Annotated in this window: 14 protein-coding genes, 1 tRNA gene and 1 pseudogene; 5 read left to right on the forward strand and 11 right to left on the reverse strand. The window is 68.5% G+C overall.

From position 1 onward, the window contains the following. Nucleotides 1-28: 28 nt before the first annotated feature. From ELQ90_RS16350 to ELQ90_RS16745, 6 genes are read right to left on the reverse strand one after another with little or no spacing between them, the layout of a single operon-like run. Nucleotides 29-889: a substrate-binding periplasmic protein gene (locus ELQ90_RS16350; protein ID WP_128496371.1), complete on the reverse strand. Its 861-nt coding sequence runs from the start codon at nucleotides 887-889 to the stop codon at nucleotides 29-31. A 60-nt stretch (nucleotides 890-949) separates the two neighbouring features. Beyond that, entirely contained in the window at nucleotides 950-1,696 is a 747-nt protein-coding gene (locus tag ELQ90_RS16355; protein ID WP_128496372.1) for an amino acid ABC transporter permease, read from the reverse strand. Beyond that, nucleotides 1,693-2,337: an amino acid ABC transporter permease gene (locus ELQ90_RS16360; protein WP_128496373.1), complete on the reverse strand. Its 645-nt coding sequence runs from the start codon at nucleotides 2,335-2,337 to the stop codon at nucleotides 1,693-1,695. Before ELQ90_RS16360 ends, ELQ90_RS16355 begins: the two co-directional genes overlap by 4 nt. Next, nucleotides 2,337-3,140 (reverse strand): amino acid ABC transporter ATP-binding protein, encoded by an 804-nt coding sequence (locus tag ELQ90_RS16365; RefSeq protein WP_208004422.1) that lies wholly within the window; start codon nucleotides 3,138-3,140, stop codon nucleotides 2,337-2,339. Before ELQ90_RS16365 ends, ELQ90_RS16360 begins: the two co-directional genes overlap by 1 nt. Nucleotides 3,141-3,157: 17 nt before the next feature. Beyond that, entirely contained in the window at nucleotides 3,158-4,141 is a 984-nt protein-coding gene (locus tag ELQ90_RS16370; protein ID WP_166409142.1) for a dipeptidase, read from the reverse strand. A gap of 10 nt (nucleotides 4,142-4,151) precedes the next feature. Further along, the gene (locus ELQ90_RS16745) at nucleotides 4,152-6,650 is read right to left on the reverse strand and encodes a hypothetical protein (protein WP_166409144.1); all 2,499 of its coding nucleotides are present in this window, start codon (nucleotides 6,648-6,650) and stop codon (nucleotides 4,152-4,154) included. Nucleotides 6,651-6,869: 219 nt separating this feature from the next. On the opposite strand from ELQ90_RS16745, the gene ELQ90_RS16375 reads away from it, so the two are divergent. After that, nucleotides 6,870-7,577, forward strand: coding sequence for an IclR family transcriptional regulator (locus ELQ90_RS16375; RefSeq protein WP_128496375.1), 708 nt, complete (start codon nucleotides 6,870-6,872; stop codon nucleotides 7,575-7,577). A 45-nt stretch (nucleotides 7,578-7,622) separates the two neighbouring features. Then, the gene (locus tag ELQ90_RS16380) at nucleotides 7,623-8,378 is read left to right on the forward strand and encodes a tyrosine-type recombinase/integrase (RefSeq protein ID WP_243696233.1); all 756 of its coding nucleotides are present in this window, start codon (nucleotides 7,623-7,625) and stop codon (nucleotides 8,376-8,378) included. Between the two features lie 155 nt (nucleotides 8,379-8,533). Here ELQ90_RS16380 and ELQ90_RS16385 read toward each other — a convergent pair. From ELQ90_RS16385 to ELQ90_RS16395, 4 genes and pseudogenes are all read right to left on the reverse strand, one after another. Next, nucleotides 8,534-8,607, reverse strand: a tRNA-Pro gene (locus ELQ90_RS16385). 149 nt (nucleotides 8,608-8,756) lie between these two features. Further along, entirely contained in the window at nucleotides 8,757-9,212 is a 456-nt protein-coding gene (locus tag ELQ90_RS16830) for an SDR family NAD(P)-dependent oxidoreductase (protein WP_208020700.1), read from the reverse strand. Between the two features lie 71 nt (nucleotides 9,213-9,283). Next, nucleotides 9,284-9,466 (reverse strand): annotated as a pseudogene (locus ELQ90_RS17230) (hypothetical protein); the annotation flags it as partial. 41 nt (nucleotides 9,467-9,507) lie between these two features. Then, nucleotides 9,508-10,356: a helix-turn-helix domain-containing protein gene (locus tag ELQ90_RS16395; RefSeq protein WP_128496376.1), complete on the reverse strand. Its 849-nt coding sequence runs from the start codon at nucleotides 10,354-10,356 to the stop codon at nucleotides 9,508-9,510. Between the two features lie 204 nt (nucleotides 10,357-10,560). Here ELQ90_RS16395 and ELQ90_RS16400 point away from each other — a divergent pair, with 204 nt between their 5' ends. Further along, on the forward strand, nucleotides 10,561-11,304 hold the full coding sequence (locus ELQ90_RS16400; RefSeq protein WP_128496377.1) for an Atu4866 domain-containing protein: 744 nt from the start codon (nucleotides 10,561-10,563) through the stop codon (nucleotides 11,302-11,304). Nucleotides 11,305-11,452: 148 nt separating this feature from the next. Here ELQ90_RS16400 and ELQ90_RS16405 read toward each other — a convergent pair whose 3' ends face one another. Next, entirely contained in the window at nucleotides 11,453-12,355 is a 903-nt protein-coding gene (locus ELQ90_RS16405) for an NUDIX domain-containing protein (RefSeq protein ID WP_128496378.1), read from the reverse strand. A gap of 137 nt (nucleotides 12,356-12,492) precedes the next feature. On the opposite strand from ELQ90_RS16405, the gene ELQ90_RS16410 reads away from it, so the two are divergent. Next, a complete protein-coding gene (locus ELQ90_RS16410) occupies nucleotides 12,493-13,464 on the forward strand; it encodes a TIGR03885 family FMN-dependent LLM class oxidoreductase (RefSeq protein ID WP_128496379.1) in 972 nt (323 codons plus the stop codon). Further along, entirely contained in the window at nucleotides 13,461-15,113 is a 1,653-nt protein-coding gene (locus ELQ90_RS16415; protein ID WP_128496380.1) for an alpha-amylase family protein, read from the forward strand. Before ELQ90_RS16410 ends, ELQ90_RS16415 begins: the two co-directional genes overlap by 4 nt. Nucleotides 15,114-15,141: the final 28 nt, after the last annotated feature.

Genomic DNA, 15,141 nt, shown 5'->3' on the forward strand with positions numbered 1-15,141 from the left:
TGACGCGACGGCCGGCACACCGAGCGGGTCAGAGCAGGTTGGGTTCGCCGGGCTCGGTCGCGTCGACCGGGTAGTCGTACTTCTCGGCGATCTCGGCGAGTTCGCCCGAGGAACGAATCTCGGCGATGTCGTCGTTGATGGCCTCCACCAGCGCCTCGTTCGACTGGTTGACCGGGAAGTTCGTCTGCCCGATGTCCACGGTCGCCGGGATGCGCTCGTCGGCCTGGATCGGCATGATGCTGGCGCCGTCGACCGGATGCAGGTTGAGCTGCTCGACCGCGGCACCCAGCCCCATGATGACGCCGTCGACGCGGCCCGCCTGGAAGTCGGCCATCGCGGCGTCGCCCGACGGGTAGGTCTTGAGGTTGTCGCCAAGCAGCTCCGCGAGGTTCTCGGCGTTGGTGAGGCCCTGACCGACGCCGATGGTCATCGCGGCGATCTCGTCGGCGGTGTCGGCGCCGGTGGTCGAGATGAGCGACAGCGGAGAGGTGACGACGGGGTCGCTGAGCAGCACGACCTCCTCGCGCGCGGCGGTGCGGTACCAGGAGCCGAGCGTGGTGTCGGCGCGGCCGTTCTGCACCGAGGTGATCATCGCGGCCGACTCGCCGGGCACGACCTCGATCGTGAGGCACTCCATCTCGGCGATGCGGGTCATCACGTCGCCCTCGACCCCGGTCAGCTCGCCGTCCTCGTAGATCGAGAACGGCGCGTAGGGGTACTGCGCGACGGTGAGCACGCCCTCAGTGATGGTGGTCACGTCGGGGTGCGCGGGTGTACAGGACGCGTCGGGCGCGGAGGTAGAGGATGCCTCCTCGGTGCCGGAACATCCGGCGAGCACGGCGGCGGCGGTGACGAGGAGCACGGGGGTGAGAAGGTATGGGGTTCTCATGGGATTTCTCCGAACTGTGAGGAGTGAGGTGAGTGGTGCGGGTGTGGGTGTGGGTGTGGGTCAGGATTCGGCGCTGACCGGCACGGATCCGGCCGGGCGGCGTAGGACGGTCTTGCGCACCGTCATCACGCCGCCGAGTCGCTTCGCCAGCCGGTCGGCGTAGAGCGAGACGGGAACGGTGATCGCGAGGTAGATCACGGCCGCCGCCATGAACACGGACATGTAGCGGAAGTAGATCGAGCCTTCAAGGTTGGCGATGTGCATGATCTCCTCGACCGTGATGACAGTGGCGAGCGAGGTCGCGTGAAACATCGTGATGCCCAGGTTGACCAGTGGCGGGATCGAGACGCGCAGCGCCTGCGGCAGCACGATCAACCGGTACATGTCGGTGCGGTTCATGCTCAGCGCGTAGGCCGCGTCGAACTGTCCGCGCGGCACGGCACCGAGCCCGGTTCGGATGATCTCGGCCGAGTAGGCCGCCGACGACCACACCAGCGCGACGCTGGCCGACAGGAACGCGTCGAAGAGGATGCCGACCGAGGGCAGCCCCCGGTACACGAGCAGCAGCAGCACGAGGATGGGAAGGCCGCGGCCGACCTCGACCACCACGATCGCGAACCAGCGCGCGAGCGCCGACCGGGTCTCGGTCAAAAGGGCGAGCCCGAAGCCGAGCGGGTAGCCGACGCCGACGCTGACCAGCGTCAGCAGCAGCGCCGTGCCCAAGCCCGGAAGGAGGGTGGGGATCCACTGATACCAGTCCCAGAGCCAGGACAACGGCGCGGGTGTGGTCGGAAGGAATGAGCTCATAGGACCGCATACCTCCGAGTGAGCCGAACGTGGATGACGCGCGAGACCACGCCGAGCGGGATGCTGAGGGCGAGATAGATCAGACCCGCGAACAGGAACAGCTCGAGGCCGTGTCCGAGCGACTGTACTTCGAGCCCGGTGACGTAGACGATCTCGGGCACGCCGATGATCGACGCCAGCGCCGAGTCTTTGAGCAGGCCCACGATGTAGGTGGCGGTTGTCGGGCTGACCGCGCGGAACAGCTGGGGGAAGATGATGTCCTTCGCGAGGCTCCACCGACCCAGACTCAGCGCCCAGCCGGCTTCGTACTGGCCCTGCCGGATCGCGGCGAGCCCGCCGCGATAGATCTCGGCCATGGTGGCGATCGCGATGATCCCGAGGGTGAGGACGGCGCTGGCCAGCGCCGGCAGCACGATGCCGAGCTCGGCGAGGCCGAAGAACGCGATGAACAGCCAGACCAGAGCGGGCACGCCGCGCACGACGTGCACGAACACGGTGTAGATGCCGCGCAGGATCGCCGACCGGCTCTGCGCGAGCAGCACGAGCGGTGCGCCGAGCACGATGCCGATGAGCGCCGCGCTCACGGTGAGCAAGAGTGTCGCGCCGGTCGCGGCGGCGATGAGCAGGAACGCCTCGGCCATCAGCGACCCAGTACCGCAGAGAGGAACCGGCGGGTGCGCTCGTGCTCGGGCGCGTCGAAGACCTGCGCGGGCGCACCGCGTTCGATGACCGCGCCCTCCACCATGACGCAGGTCCAGTGCGACACATGCCGGGCGAACTCCATCTCGTGGGTGGCCATCACCATGGTGGTGCCGTCGGCGGCCAGTTCACGCATGACGGCGAGGATCTCGGCCCCGACCTCCGGGTCCAGACCCGAGGTGGGCTCGTCGAACAGCATGAGGTCGGGATCCATCGCGAGCGCCCGCGCGATGCCGATGCGCTGCTGCTGACCCCCCGAGCACTGGCTCGGGTACGCATCGGCCTTGGCTGCGAGGCCCACCCGTTCGAGTTGAGCGAGGGCGCGCGTGCGCGCTTCGTCCTTGGAGCGGCCGAGCACGCGCATCTGGGCGAGCGCGACGTTCTGCACGGCACTCAGGTGCGGGAACAGGTTGAACGATTGGAACACCATGCCGGTGTGGCGGCGGATGGCGAGCACGCGCGCCCGCTTGACCGGGGTGCCGTCGAAGGTCATCGCAGCATCGCCGACGCGCAACGTCCCGCTGTCAGGTGTCTCGAGCACGTTCAGCAGTCGCAACAGCGTGCTCTTGCCGGCGCCGGAGGGGCCGATGAGCGAGATCACCTCGCCCTTGGCGATCGAGAGCGAGACGTCGTCGATCGCGCGATGCTCGCCGAAGCGCTTGACGAGATGTTCGGCCTGCACGAACGAGTGACCGGAGCTGTGCTCCACCTCGATCGCGCGCGTGTCGGTGTGTACCGGATCCATGCGCTTGTCCATCCTTCCTAGCTCCGTGTCGTGCGGTCGAAGAAGCGCATCCAGTTCTCGCCCATGATCAGCGCGACCTCGTCGTCGCTGAAGCCGTGGTCGCGAAGCGCCTGCTCGATGTGGGGGAAATCCTGCGGCCCGGTGATCCAGTCGAGCTTGGCTGCGGGGGCGGGATTGTTGCTGCTGCCGGCGCCGTACTGCCGCTCCTTGGCCCAGCGGCCCTGCCGCATCCAGGTGAGGGCGCGTTCGCCGCCGGTCTGGTCGAAGTCGGTCCCGACTGCGACGTGGTCGATGCCGATGCGGTCGACGGTCCACGCGACCATGTCGGCCCAAGCGGCCGGTGTCGTGTGTTCGCCGACGATGTTCCGGTAGGTGGCAAGACCGAGGATGCCGTGGTTCGCCTTCAGCGCGTCGAGCACCTCGTCGGGCTTGTTCCGCGCATGCGGAGCGAGGCTGTACGGGTTCGCGTGGGTGATCGCGACGGGGGCGTCGGAGGCGTCGATGGCGTCGCGGCTGGTGCGGTCTCCCACGTGGGAGAGGTCGACGACCATCCCGCACCGGTTCATCTCGGCCACGACCGCGCGCCCGAAGCGCGAGAGCCCCGAGTCGGTGGGCTCGTAGCAGGAGCCGCCGATGTCGGACTGGATGTTGTAGGTCAGCTGCCCGACCCTCATCCCCATCTCGGCGAACAGCTCGACGAAGCCCAGCCGATTCTCGAGGAACGAGATGTTCTGACTGCCGAGCACGATGGCGGTGCGACCGGATGCGGCGATCTCGCGGATCTCGTCGGAGGTGGTGGCCAGGGCGACGAGGTCGCTGTTGTCCTCGGCCATCCAGCGCCACTTGACGATCTTGTCCATCGTCTCGACCGCGCCCTCGTACCAGGCGAGGGTCGAGATGAAGCCGCCCACGCCGCCCTCACGCAGCTTCAGCAGGGCCGGGCGCTGGTCGGGCACGTCCCACTCGAACGGGGAGCAGTTCAATCCATCGAAATAGAGCATGTGGGGGGCCTCACTGGGCGCGGCCGGTGGCCGCGAAGAAGTCGGACTGGTTGTCGCTGTCGTCGGGGTCTTCCAGCCCCATGAGCTCCTCGATCTCGAACTGGCTCGTGATCTGCTGGCCGGGCTTGTGGAAGTCCTTGATCGTGGTGCCGGTGTGCTGGCGCGACAAATCGCTGTCGGGGTACATCCCGGCGTGCGCCGGGAAGTACACGCGCCACCACGAGCGCGCCGGCAGCGGGATGCCGTCGCGGATGAACGCTTCGAGCGCGGCGGCGTACCCGCCGTCACCGGCGCCTTTGTCGCGGCGGATGCGCAGCACCACCGTGCCGTCATCGTCGACGTCGGCCTCGGCGGCGACGCCGAGGCGGGCGAGCCCGAGAATCAGTCCGGGCAGTGCGCTGTCGTGCTGCAGGTCGGTGAGCGTGACCTCGGCCGGTTTGTCGGCGGCTAGTGCGCCGAGCAGGCTGAGCAGCACGTGGCCGAGCACGAGCAGGCTCTGCCCGCCGCCGTCGACGGTGGTCGCCGCATCCGTGCGGTTGGTCGTCGGTGCGCTCCAGTGGGAGGTCGATCCGGCCTCAGTCACCACCCCGGCGAGCAGGTCGCCGAAGGCGTCGACGGCGGCGGGGTCGGCCAGCAGCGCCGTGACGAAGAAGTCGCGGGCGGCATGCCAAGAGCCTGCCGGCAGGTTGAGCGCCTGCATGGCGCGACCCGCGACCAGGCGGGCCTCGCGGTACTTGAGCACGAGATGCTCGCCCGCCGGGAACTCTGGTGCCACGAGCAGGGTCTCGCTCGGCTTGATCTCGATGACCGGCGGCGCCGTTGGGATGTCGGCGAGCGCGTCGAGGACGGGGGCGGGCGTCGTCTGGCGGCGCACCCACCACCAGGCCGAGGCATCCGCCGTGGCAAGTTCTTCCCGGTAGGGCGCACCCTCGAAGATGAGGCCGCGGATGACGCGGTTGAGGTAGTCCTCGGTGCGGTCGAGCCCGTGCACAAAGGAGTTCATGAGGCGCACGACCCAGGCCGGCACGAAGTCTGTGTCGTGCGGGTCGGCGTGTGGCACCGCGTAGGGGGCGTCGGCGAGCGAGAGCACGAGCTCGGTGATCTGCATCAGGTCGGGCCGCTCGCTCAGCAGGAACCCCAGAGGTTCGTCGGCGGGGCGCTCGGTCAGCAGTGCGCGCAGCGCCCGGAGCGCGCCGGGGTAGTCGGCAATCACCTCGTGGGCTCCGGGCACCTCCTCGCGCGGCCCGGAGCGGGGCTCTTCGGCGGCGCGGGACTGGTACCAGACGCGGTCACGGTTCCGCTCGTCGTTCAGCGGGAGCTCGAGCGCCCAGCCGAAGCGCGTGTCAATCAGCTCGGCGACCCGCGCGACGGGCAGGGCCGGATCCAACGTGAGCGTTTCGTCGAACACGAGCTTCTCGGCGACGAGGCGGTCGCAGTACTCGGGGATCAGCTCGAGCAGCAGCGAGTTCAGCGACGCTTCGGCGTCGGGGCTCACCCGGCCGCGGATGTAGCGGTGCACGGCGGCCAGCGGGGTCTCATCGCCGTCGGTGACGATGTCGCCGCGGCGGGCGGCGCGCACGACGGTGCGGATGCGGCGCAGATCCGCCGCGTGTTCGCGGGCGCCGGTAAACACGCGGTACTGCGTCGTCTCGGTGGCGCGGTATGCGATGGCGCGGTCGATGAGCTCTTCGAGGCGGTCGAAGCGCGCGTCGCCTGGGGCGATGGGCGCGGTGAGCACGTGCTCCAGCGCCTCGAGGTAGGCGAGGGCGTACGCGTTAATGAGCAGCGGGCGGTTGTAGACGAACATGACCAACCCCAGCGCCGACCCGTTGCCCACGCCGATGGCCCGCTTGGATTCGATCGACAGGCGCACCGCCCCGGCGGGGTTGTCGAGTCGCGCGAGTTCCTGCACGAGGTCGACGGCGAGTTCGCGCATGAGGTAGGCGGCGAGCATCTGGGCGAAGTACGAGGTGGCGAGCGGGTGGCCGGCGGGGATCGCCTTGAAGCTGGTGGTGCCGAAGGTGCCGTTGCCGTCGAGGCCGGTGTTGCGCATGAGGTAGCCGACCTTACGGATGGCGGCGAGGTCGGGCTGACGGCCGTCGGCGAGGGATCGGCGCACGTGCTCGAAGATGCGCAACGACTGGTTGGAGCGGAACCAGACGAGGGTGCCGACCGGTGCGCGACCCTCGTAGAGCTTGTCGATCTCGGTCTCGGTGGCGTGCACCTGAGCATCGTCGGCGATGCCGTCGATGAGCGAGCCGATCATGTCCCAGCTGGTGCCGATGATGCGCGAGGTGCGGTTGCCGCCGGCGGGCTCGCGCAGGAACGCGAGGAAGGTGACGGCGCCCTGCGGGGTGATGACGGTGTAGCGAGCGCGGCCGTTGCCCGCGCGGTCGACCTCGAGCTGGTCCTGTTCGATGCGCCATCCGTCGCGCACCATGGTTGCGATGAACGCGCGGGAGGCGCTGAGCCGGGTCGGCTGCAGCGCGCCGAGGCGGCGGGGGTCCATGAAGCGATCGGGGTCTGCGATCTCAGCGATGGCGGGGAAAGTTCGCATGGTGCAGGGCCTTTCATCGTCAAACAGTGTTTGACGGGCATATGCTATTGTTTGACACACACCACCATACGAAGCTGCTGATCGCCAGAACATGCCCGAAACCGCCTTTTCACGGCAAAGTTACATACGCGAAACACGCAGACGACATCGGCCGAAGAAGGAGACGCGACGATGGCCGGAACGCCGATCCTGCAGACAGCACTGAAAACGATCGAGGTCTTGGAGGTCTTGAGCCGCTTTGGCGCGCAGCCCGCGTCCCTGGGGAGCATTGCCGAGGCACTGGGCTGGAGCCGTGCGGCGACGCACCAGTATCTGACGAGCCTCAGCCGAACCGGGTGGGTGGAGCAGGATCAGGAGCGCCGGTACCGTCCGGGCAGCGGCGCGGTGCTGTTCGCCCGGTCGATCGTCGAGCTCGACTTCCTGCCACATCCGATCACCGACGCGATGGACGAGCTCGTCGACGTGCTAAAGGAGCCGATCTCGTTCGCGGTGCTGCACGGCGAGGAGGCGGTGATCATCGAGCGGCGCGAGCCCCGGCGCTCGCTGATCCATCGCAACCCGGAGCGCTACCTCTCTCTCGTGTCCGCATCGGGGCAGGTGTTACTGGCCTACGACCGGCGGGCGCAGGCGCTACGGACGCCCCAGCACGAGCAACTCATCGCCGAGGTCGAGCGCACCGGGCACGGCGAGGTGCGCAACAAGTCGTGGATGGGCGATGACGTCGAAGCGATCGCCGTGCCCGTGATGCGCGGCGACTGGTGCCTCGGGGCGCTCAGCGTGATCGCACCTGCCGGGCGGATGTCGCTCCCCGACGCCGCGGCCGAGCTCAAGAGTTCCGCGGCCCGCATCGAGCAGGCGCTCACCGACCCCACCCCTTGACCTCCCGGAGCCTTACGGGGGCTGAAACGTTGCTTTCTCCACTTGGTGCTGATCAACCCCGCCAAGAACCGCGCCAAGCGGAGCCTGAACCGCAACACCTTCCGCGGACAGTCGGCCGAGCAGTCCTCCCCGCGGGCGCACGCAATCCCGGACATGAAGACCCTCAACCGGCTCGCCAGGGCGTGCGGCAAGGTGCACCAGTCCTACAGCGACTTCGTGATGCTCGCCGCCCTGCTCGCCGCACGGTCCTCGGAGGTGTCCGGGCTCCAGGTCGGGGACGTTGAGTTCGGCAAGAACCTCGTCGCGATCCGGCGGCAGGTCTTCCCCGGCAAGGGCGGCTTGGTGACCAAGCCGACCAAGAGCCGCAAAGAGCGCCGGGTGCCGATCCTGGAACCTCTCCGTCCGGTATTGGAACGCCTCACCGCAGGCAAGCAGCCAGACGATTCCCTGCTGGTCGGCCCGAAAGGCGGTTACCTCACCACCGCGACCGTCCGCGACGCCACCAACTGGGACGGCATCGTCGCGAAGCTCGGACTGCCCGACCTCACCCGACATGGCCTTCGCCACACTGGGGCCACCTGGATGGCCGACGCCGGCATCCCGCTGCACGTCCTCCAAGACATCCTCGGCCACGCCTCGATGGAAACCACCCGCGGCTACCTCCACCCCGACGACCGCCACCTCGCCTCCGCCGCCGAGCAGGCCAACGCCTTCCTCTCCGCGGCCGGCCAGCGGCCAGGAGCCTGTGATGCGTTCCGAGGTCGAGGGAATGCTGTCGGAAGCGTTCTGGTCCCCTTTTAGTCCCCTTATCCACGGGAAGCGGGTTCGAGGCGGTCCAACCACCCACAGGCGGTCGTCCCGCACTACGCCGGGGGGACCAGAGGGGGACCACAGAAGACGACCCTTGGACACGGTGAAGCCCCGGTGAGAAACCTACTCTCACCAGGGCTTTTACGTCGGGCTGACAGGATTTGAACCTGCGACCCCCTGACCCCCAGTCAGGTGCGCTACCAAGCTGCGCCACAGCCCGTGGCATTCATTTTCAGTTGTTCGGGCCGACCAAAGCGGGGTAGACCCCTTATCCCCCAGTCAAGTGCGCTACCAAGCTGCGCCACATCCCGTTGTTTAGTTTTCGAGCCATCTTGCCGCTCCAACTCACCTGACCCCCAGTCAAGTGCGCTACCGAGCTGCGCCACAGCCCGTTGCCATGAGGACAACTCGTCCATCGTAGCGGACTCCGCGGCTCGCGCACGACACGAGGGCCACCGCCCCGCTCACCCGCGATCCTCGTCGCAACTGCGTACGCAACGGACAACCGCGGGTGAGATTACGGCCGCGGTTGTCCGTTGCGTGCGCAAATGCCGAGGAGGGGAGGCCGCCGGGTCGGCGGGCGATGTAGCCGCCGTCGACGAGCTCGGCGCCCCTCATGAAGGAGGCGTCGTCGCTCGTGAGGAAGGCGATGGCCGCCGCGATCTCCTCGGGCTGGCCGATGTGACCCATCGGCGTCGTGTCGACGAGCATCGAGCGGTCGGGGTCGCCGAGGATCGGGGTGTCGATGAAGCCGGGGTGTACCGAGTGGACGCGCACGCCCTTCGTCGCCCAGCCGAGGGCGGTGTTCTTCGTGAGAGTGCGCACGGCGCCCTCCGCGCCGCGTAGCCGGGCCCGCCTCCGAAGCCGCCCACGATGCCGAACATCGAGGAGACGTTCACGACCGCTCCTCCGCCGTCGGCGTGGAGCGCAGCGCTCGCGGCCTCCTGCCCGAAGAAGGCGCCCGTCGAGGTGATCGAGATGACCCTCTCGTAGCCCTCGAGAGTCGTGTCCTCGATGGGGAGGAGATCACCCTCTTCCGCGCACTCATGCCCGCGCGGTGGCCGCTCTCCTGACCGCAGCCGCGCGTCCGTTCAGGGGCACGCTTCAGTTCCGCCCAGCATCAGCCCCGGGCCTCCGACCCGTACACGCGCGACGTCGCGTCGAGTGAGCCGAGCATCTTGAGCGCATGATCGCTCGGCGACCCCGGCTCCGCCCGATACACGATGAGCTGCTGGCCGGGAGCGCTTCGCACATCGAAGGCGTTGAACTCGAGGGTCATCGGCCCGACGTCCGAGTGCACGAACGTCTTCGCCTCACGCGTCTTCCCGCGCGCATCGTTCCCGGACCACAGATCCGCGAACGCCCGGCTTCCCGCCGCGAGCTCATCGACGAGCGCCAGTGTCGCGGCGTCGTGTGCGTCGAAGCCGAGCGCGAGCCGGAGGTTCGCGACGCTCGACTCCGCCGAACGACGCCAATCCGCGAAGAACACCGCGCCCACCGGGTCGAGGAAGATCATCCGCGCCAGATTGTCCACCCGCTCGAAGTCCGAGTAGAGGGCTCCGGCCAGGGCGTTGCACGCCAGGATGTCGAGACGCCGATTGAACACGAAAGCGGGTGTGTCCGGCCACGCGTCCATCACCGCGAGCAGCGACGGGTCGACACGCTCCGTCCCGGGAGCCGGCGCCGTCGAACCCGGTGCGACGTCCGCGAGACGCAAGAGGTGACCGCGCGCATCCTCGTCGAGGTCGAGAGCGCGGCAGAGGGCGTCGAGCACCGAGAGCGAGGGGTGGCGTTCACGTCCTTGCTCGAGCCGGGCGTAGTAGTCGACACTCACGCCGGCGAGGAGCGCCACCTCTTCGCGCCGCAGCCCGGGTACGCGTCGGACTCCGCTCCAGCGCACACCCACGTCGCCCGGAGCGAGAGCAGCGCGGCGTGCGGTGAGGAAAGCGCCCAGGTCACTCGTCGTCATGGCCCCAGTCTGCCGTGCACATCGCAACCGAGGCAGGGTGGGCCGCACCCTGCCATGCGGACAGGAGTCCCGCGCGCGAGCGAGGCATCGCGGTTCCTCCCGCGTCGCCGGCCGCCGGGGTGCATCGCGGCCTGTCTGTCGGCGTGCCCCTCTCGCAGTCTTGGTCACGGCCCCCGACTCCGGGGACCGGAAAGGGAACCCATCATGTCGAACACATTCACTCCGGAGCTCCTCGAGCGGATCATGGAGAACTCCACGGACTACACCCAACCGCTCCTCTTCACTCGAGCGCGGATCCACCTCTTCGACTCGCTCGTCGGGGACATGGAGTCCGGCGACATCCTCCTCGGCCCGGGCTTCATCGTCGGAACGGGACCGGGGATCGAGACGGCCGCGGGAGACGACAACGCCCTCGTCATCGACTGCACCGGGATGGTCATCGTGCCGGTGATCGTCGACGCGCGCGCCGCCCTCGGGCTCAACGCCGAGCGCTCCTCGGACCTGGGGTCGCTCTGGCCGGGGAACGCGGCGAACTTCGCCGTGGTGCCCGCCGAGCTCGCTCCCGACGCCGCGTCAGCGGTCGCACTCATCCTCGGACAGCCCGAGTCCGTCGCGGCGATCGTCGTCGACGGCGCCGTCGTGCACTGGAACGGCGAGTGCACTACTGCGGCTCCGACGCGACCCGATACGTCGCGGTCGGGAGTCGTCGCCCCCTCGGCGAGCCCCTACGTCGGCATGTGGATCGACGAGGACGATTTCCTCTACCAGGAACTCACCGCCGACGGCCGGTACGACGAGACTCGCGGCGGGCGGCCCCACGCCTTCCAGGGCTCGTTCTGGATCGACGGGGACCGCATCGACTACCTCGATGACCTCGGATTCTGGGCCTTCGGGGAGTTCATCAACGGCGTCCTGCACCACGGTCCGTACATCCTCCACCGCCGCTGAGACCGGGCAGCGCGACAGGCCGAGCGCTACGTGATTCGCCGACCGCTACACGAACAGCTGTGGCGGTCGGCGAAGCGCGTAGCGCTCCCCGAACGGAGGCGGCCGGCCGGGCGATCGCCGGGCGAAACTGCGAGGGGAAAGTCGCGGATCAGTAGCCGCTGAGCTCGAGCAGGACGCGGGGGCCGGTGAAGCCGGCTCCCATCCGCTCGACGCGGTCGGAAAGGCCACGATCCGCGGTCACGACGACGACGTGCTCGGCACCCGCGTCGAATGCGCGCTCGACCTGCTCGACGACGGCGTCGTCGCCGCTGCCCTCTGCGCGCGCGACCGTGACGCCGGACGTATCGGGCCCAGTCGCGTCCCGCCCCTCCCCCTCGAGGACGACCACGAACTCCGGCCACCACCACGACTCGGGCAGATCGAATGCGGGAGCGGGAACGCCTTCCGCAGCGAGTGGCGCGACGGCGGCGATGAGCCGCTCCGCGGCGCCCGCCCGATCCTTCCACCAGCCGTCGGGTCGCGATCCCACGACGTTCGCGGCGTCGACGATCACGACGGCCCGTCGCGTGAGCGACTCCCGGAGCGCCGGCCACGCCGCCTCGAATCCCGGGTGGAGGGGCAGCGCGTCGACATCGGCGAGCGCCACCCACTTGAGTTCGATGCTCTCAGGGTCCGTCGCGCGCGCATCGAACGGTTCGAGCACATCGACGAGCACCGTCGCGTACGACCAGTACCCCAGGTCGAGAACGCTCGCGAACCGGGGCCGCACCGCTCCGTCGGGGACTCCGGCCTCCTCGGTCGCCTCTCGCAGGGCCCCCTCGAGCGCCGACTCGCCCTGATGGCGCGCGCCGCCCGGAAGTCCCCACGTCCCGCCGAAGTGAGACCACACGGCCCGGTGCTGCAGGAGGATGCCGCGCTCGGGGTCGAGCGCGAGGAGACCGGCCGCTCCGAAGAGACCCCAGAACCGTCGCCCGTCGGGCCCCTCGACCCAGCCATCGCCGCTGTCGGAGGAACCGCGCCGCGGCGGACTGTCTACTGGACCGGATACCATCCGTGTCAGTTTTTCATGAATACGCCCGCGCCGCTCACCCGATGTCCGCGCATGACGAGCCGCAACCCCTCGCCGCGGCGGGCGATCCGCGAGAGGGTCGGAGGAACCGCCGTCCCCGACCCCTTGGAGCGCCGAGCATGACGACGTACGGATTCCACTGTTCCCACGAGGAGATCGGCCCGCGGGCGATGCTCGACTGGGCCAAGAAGGCCGAACAGGCCGGCTTCACCGCCGCGATGTGCTCCGACCACCTCGCCCCCTGGAGCGAGCGGCAAGGGGAATCGGGCTTCGCCTGGTCGTGGCTCGGCGCCGCCCTCGAGAGCACCGATATGAGCTTCGGCGTCGTGAACGCGCCGGGACAGCGCTACCACCCCGTCATCATCGCCCAGGCGATCGCGACCCTCGGTCAGATGTACCCGGGCCGGTTCTGGACGGCTCTCGGCAGCGGCGAGGCCATGAACGAGCACGTCACCGGCGACCGCTGGCCGTCGAAGCCCGAGCGCAACGAGCGGCTGCTCGAGTGCGTCACGATCATCCGGGCGCTGCTCCGCGGCGAGGAGGTCTCGCACCGCGGCTACGTCACCGTGGACCGAGCGCGCGTCTGGTCCCTCCCCGAAGTCCAGCCGCTCCTCATCGGCACCGCGGTCACGCACCAGACGTCCGGGTGGGTCGCCTCATGGGCCGACGGCATGGCGACGATCGCCCAGCCCGAGGAGAAGCTCAAGCAGGTCATCGGTGCCTACCGCGAGAACGGCGGCACCGGCGAGGTCACGGTGCAGACACACTTGAGCGTCGCACCCACACACGACGCCGCGCTCGCCGAGGCGTACGACCAGTGGGCGTCGAACATCTTCAACCCGCCCGTCTGCTGGGACCTCGAGACACCCGAGGCGTTCGACGAGGTATCGCGCTACGTGACGCCCGACGACGTCGCGAAGTCCGTCTTCATCACCGCCGAGCCGGGCCCGCTCCTCGAGCACCTCGCGATGCTCGAGAGTTGCGGCGCGGACCGCATCTACCTCCACAACGTCGGCACCGAGCACGCCCACTTCCTGGAGATGATGTTGAACGACGTCTTCCCGAACCTGAACGTGGAGGTGACCGCATGAAGGTCACGGACACGAGCGACCTGTGGTGGAAGACCGCGGTCGTCTACAACCTCGACGTCGAAACCTACCTCGACTGGAACGACGACGGCGTCGGCGACTTCGAAGGGCTCGCCCATCGCATCGACTATCTCGCGGAGCTCGGTGTCACGTGCCTCTGGCTCGCCCCCTTCTACCCGTCGCCCCAGAAGGACAACGGCTACGACATCACCGACTACTACGGCGTCGACCCGCGCTACGGACATCTCGGAGACGTCGTCGAGGTGTTCCGGACGGCGAAGGACCGCGGGATCCGCATCATCGTCGACCTCGTCGTCAACCACACCTCCGACCAGCACCCGTGGTTCAGGGAGGCGCTCAAGGGGAAGGACAACCCGTATCGCGACTACTACCGCTGGCGCGATACGCCACCCAAGAATCAGAAGGAGAATGCCTTCCCCGATACCGAGGACGGCACGTGGTTCCTCGACGAGAAGTCGGGCCAGTACTATCGCCACTCCTTCTACCGGCACCAGCCCGACCTCAATACCGCGAACCCGGTGGTGCGCGACGAGATCGCGAAGATCATCGGCTTCTGGTTCCAACTGGGCGTCGACGGATTCCGTGTCGATGCAGTGCCGTACCTGCTCGACGACGACACCCCCGACGACCCGTACGACTTCCTGCGTACGGTCCGCCGCTACGTGGGTCGCCGCAGCGGCACCGGAATGCTCCTGGGCGAAGTCAATCTGCCGCACCATGAGCAGTTCGGCTTCTTCGGTGCCGAGGACGGTGACGGGCTCACGATGCAGTTCGACTTCGTCACGAACCAGGCGCTCTACCTCGCGCTCGCTCGCGAGGACGCCCGCCCGATCGCGACGTCACTGCAGTCGCGCCCGGTCCTCGCATCCAGCAATCAGTGGGGCAACTTCGTGCGTAATCACGACGAGCTGAACCTCAACCAGCTGAGTGAGGAGGAACGTCAGTTCGTCTTCGAGAAGTTCGCTCCCGAGGAATCGATGCGACTCCACGGGCGCGGCATCCGGCGCCGTCTCCCCCCGCTCATCGACAGCGACCCACGCCGCCTCGCGATGGTCTACAGCCTCATCTTCTCCTTGCCGGGCGCGCCCGTGCTGTATTACGGCGAGGAGATCGGGATGGGTGAGAACCTCGACCTCTCGGGCCGCGAGTCGGTGCGCTCCCCCATGCAGTGGTCCGATCAGGAGAACGGTGGGTTCTCGTCCGCACCGAAGCGGAAGCTCGTCACGGCGGTCACCGAGGGCGGCTTCGGCCCCGAGTATGTCAACGCCGCGCAACAGCGTCATGCCGACTCGTCCCTCTTCACGTTCATCCGCACGCTCGTCCAGGCGTATCGGAACTCGCCGGAGATCGGCTGGGGTGAGTTCGCGCTGCTCGAGCAGCCGCACGACGCGGTGCTCGCGCACTCGTTGCGCACGGACACGGGACACCTCGTCGCCCTGCACAACCTCGGCTCCGAGGCGCACACTGTTCCGATCACCCTGGAGCGGATCGAGCCGGAGTCCCGCGTCGTCGACCTGTTCCACGACCATGTCCTCCAGCCCGACGGGAAGGGTCAGCTCGAGGTGCCGCTCGACGGTTACGGTCACCGGTGGTTCCGCGTCGTCCGCCCGGGCGACAAGCGCCTCACATAGTCCTCGTCAGCCCCGATTGCGTACGCAA

Origin of the sequence: Labedella phragmitis, assembly GCF_004078635.1 — a bacterium.
GTDB lineage: Bacteria > Actinomycetota > Actinomycetes > Actinomycetales > Microbacteriaceae > Labedella > Labedella phragmitis.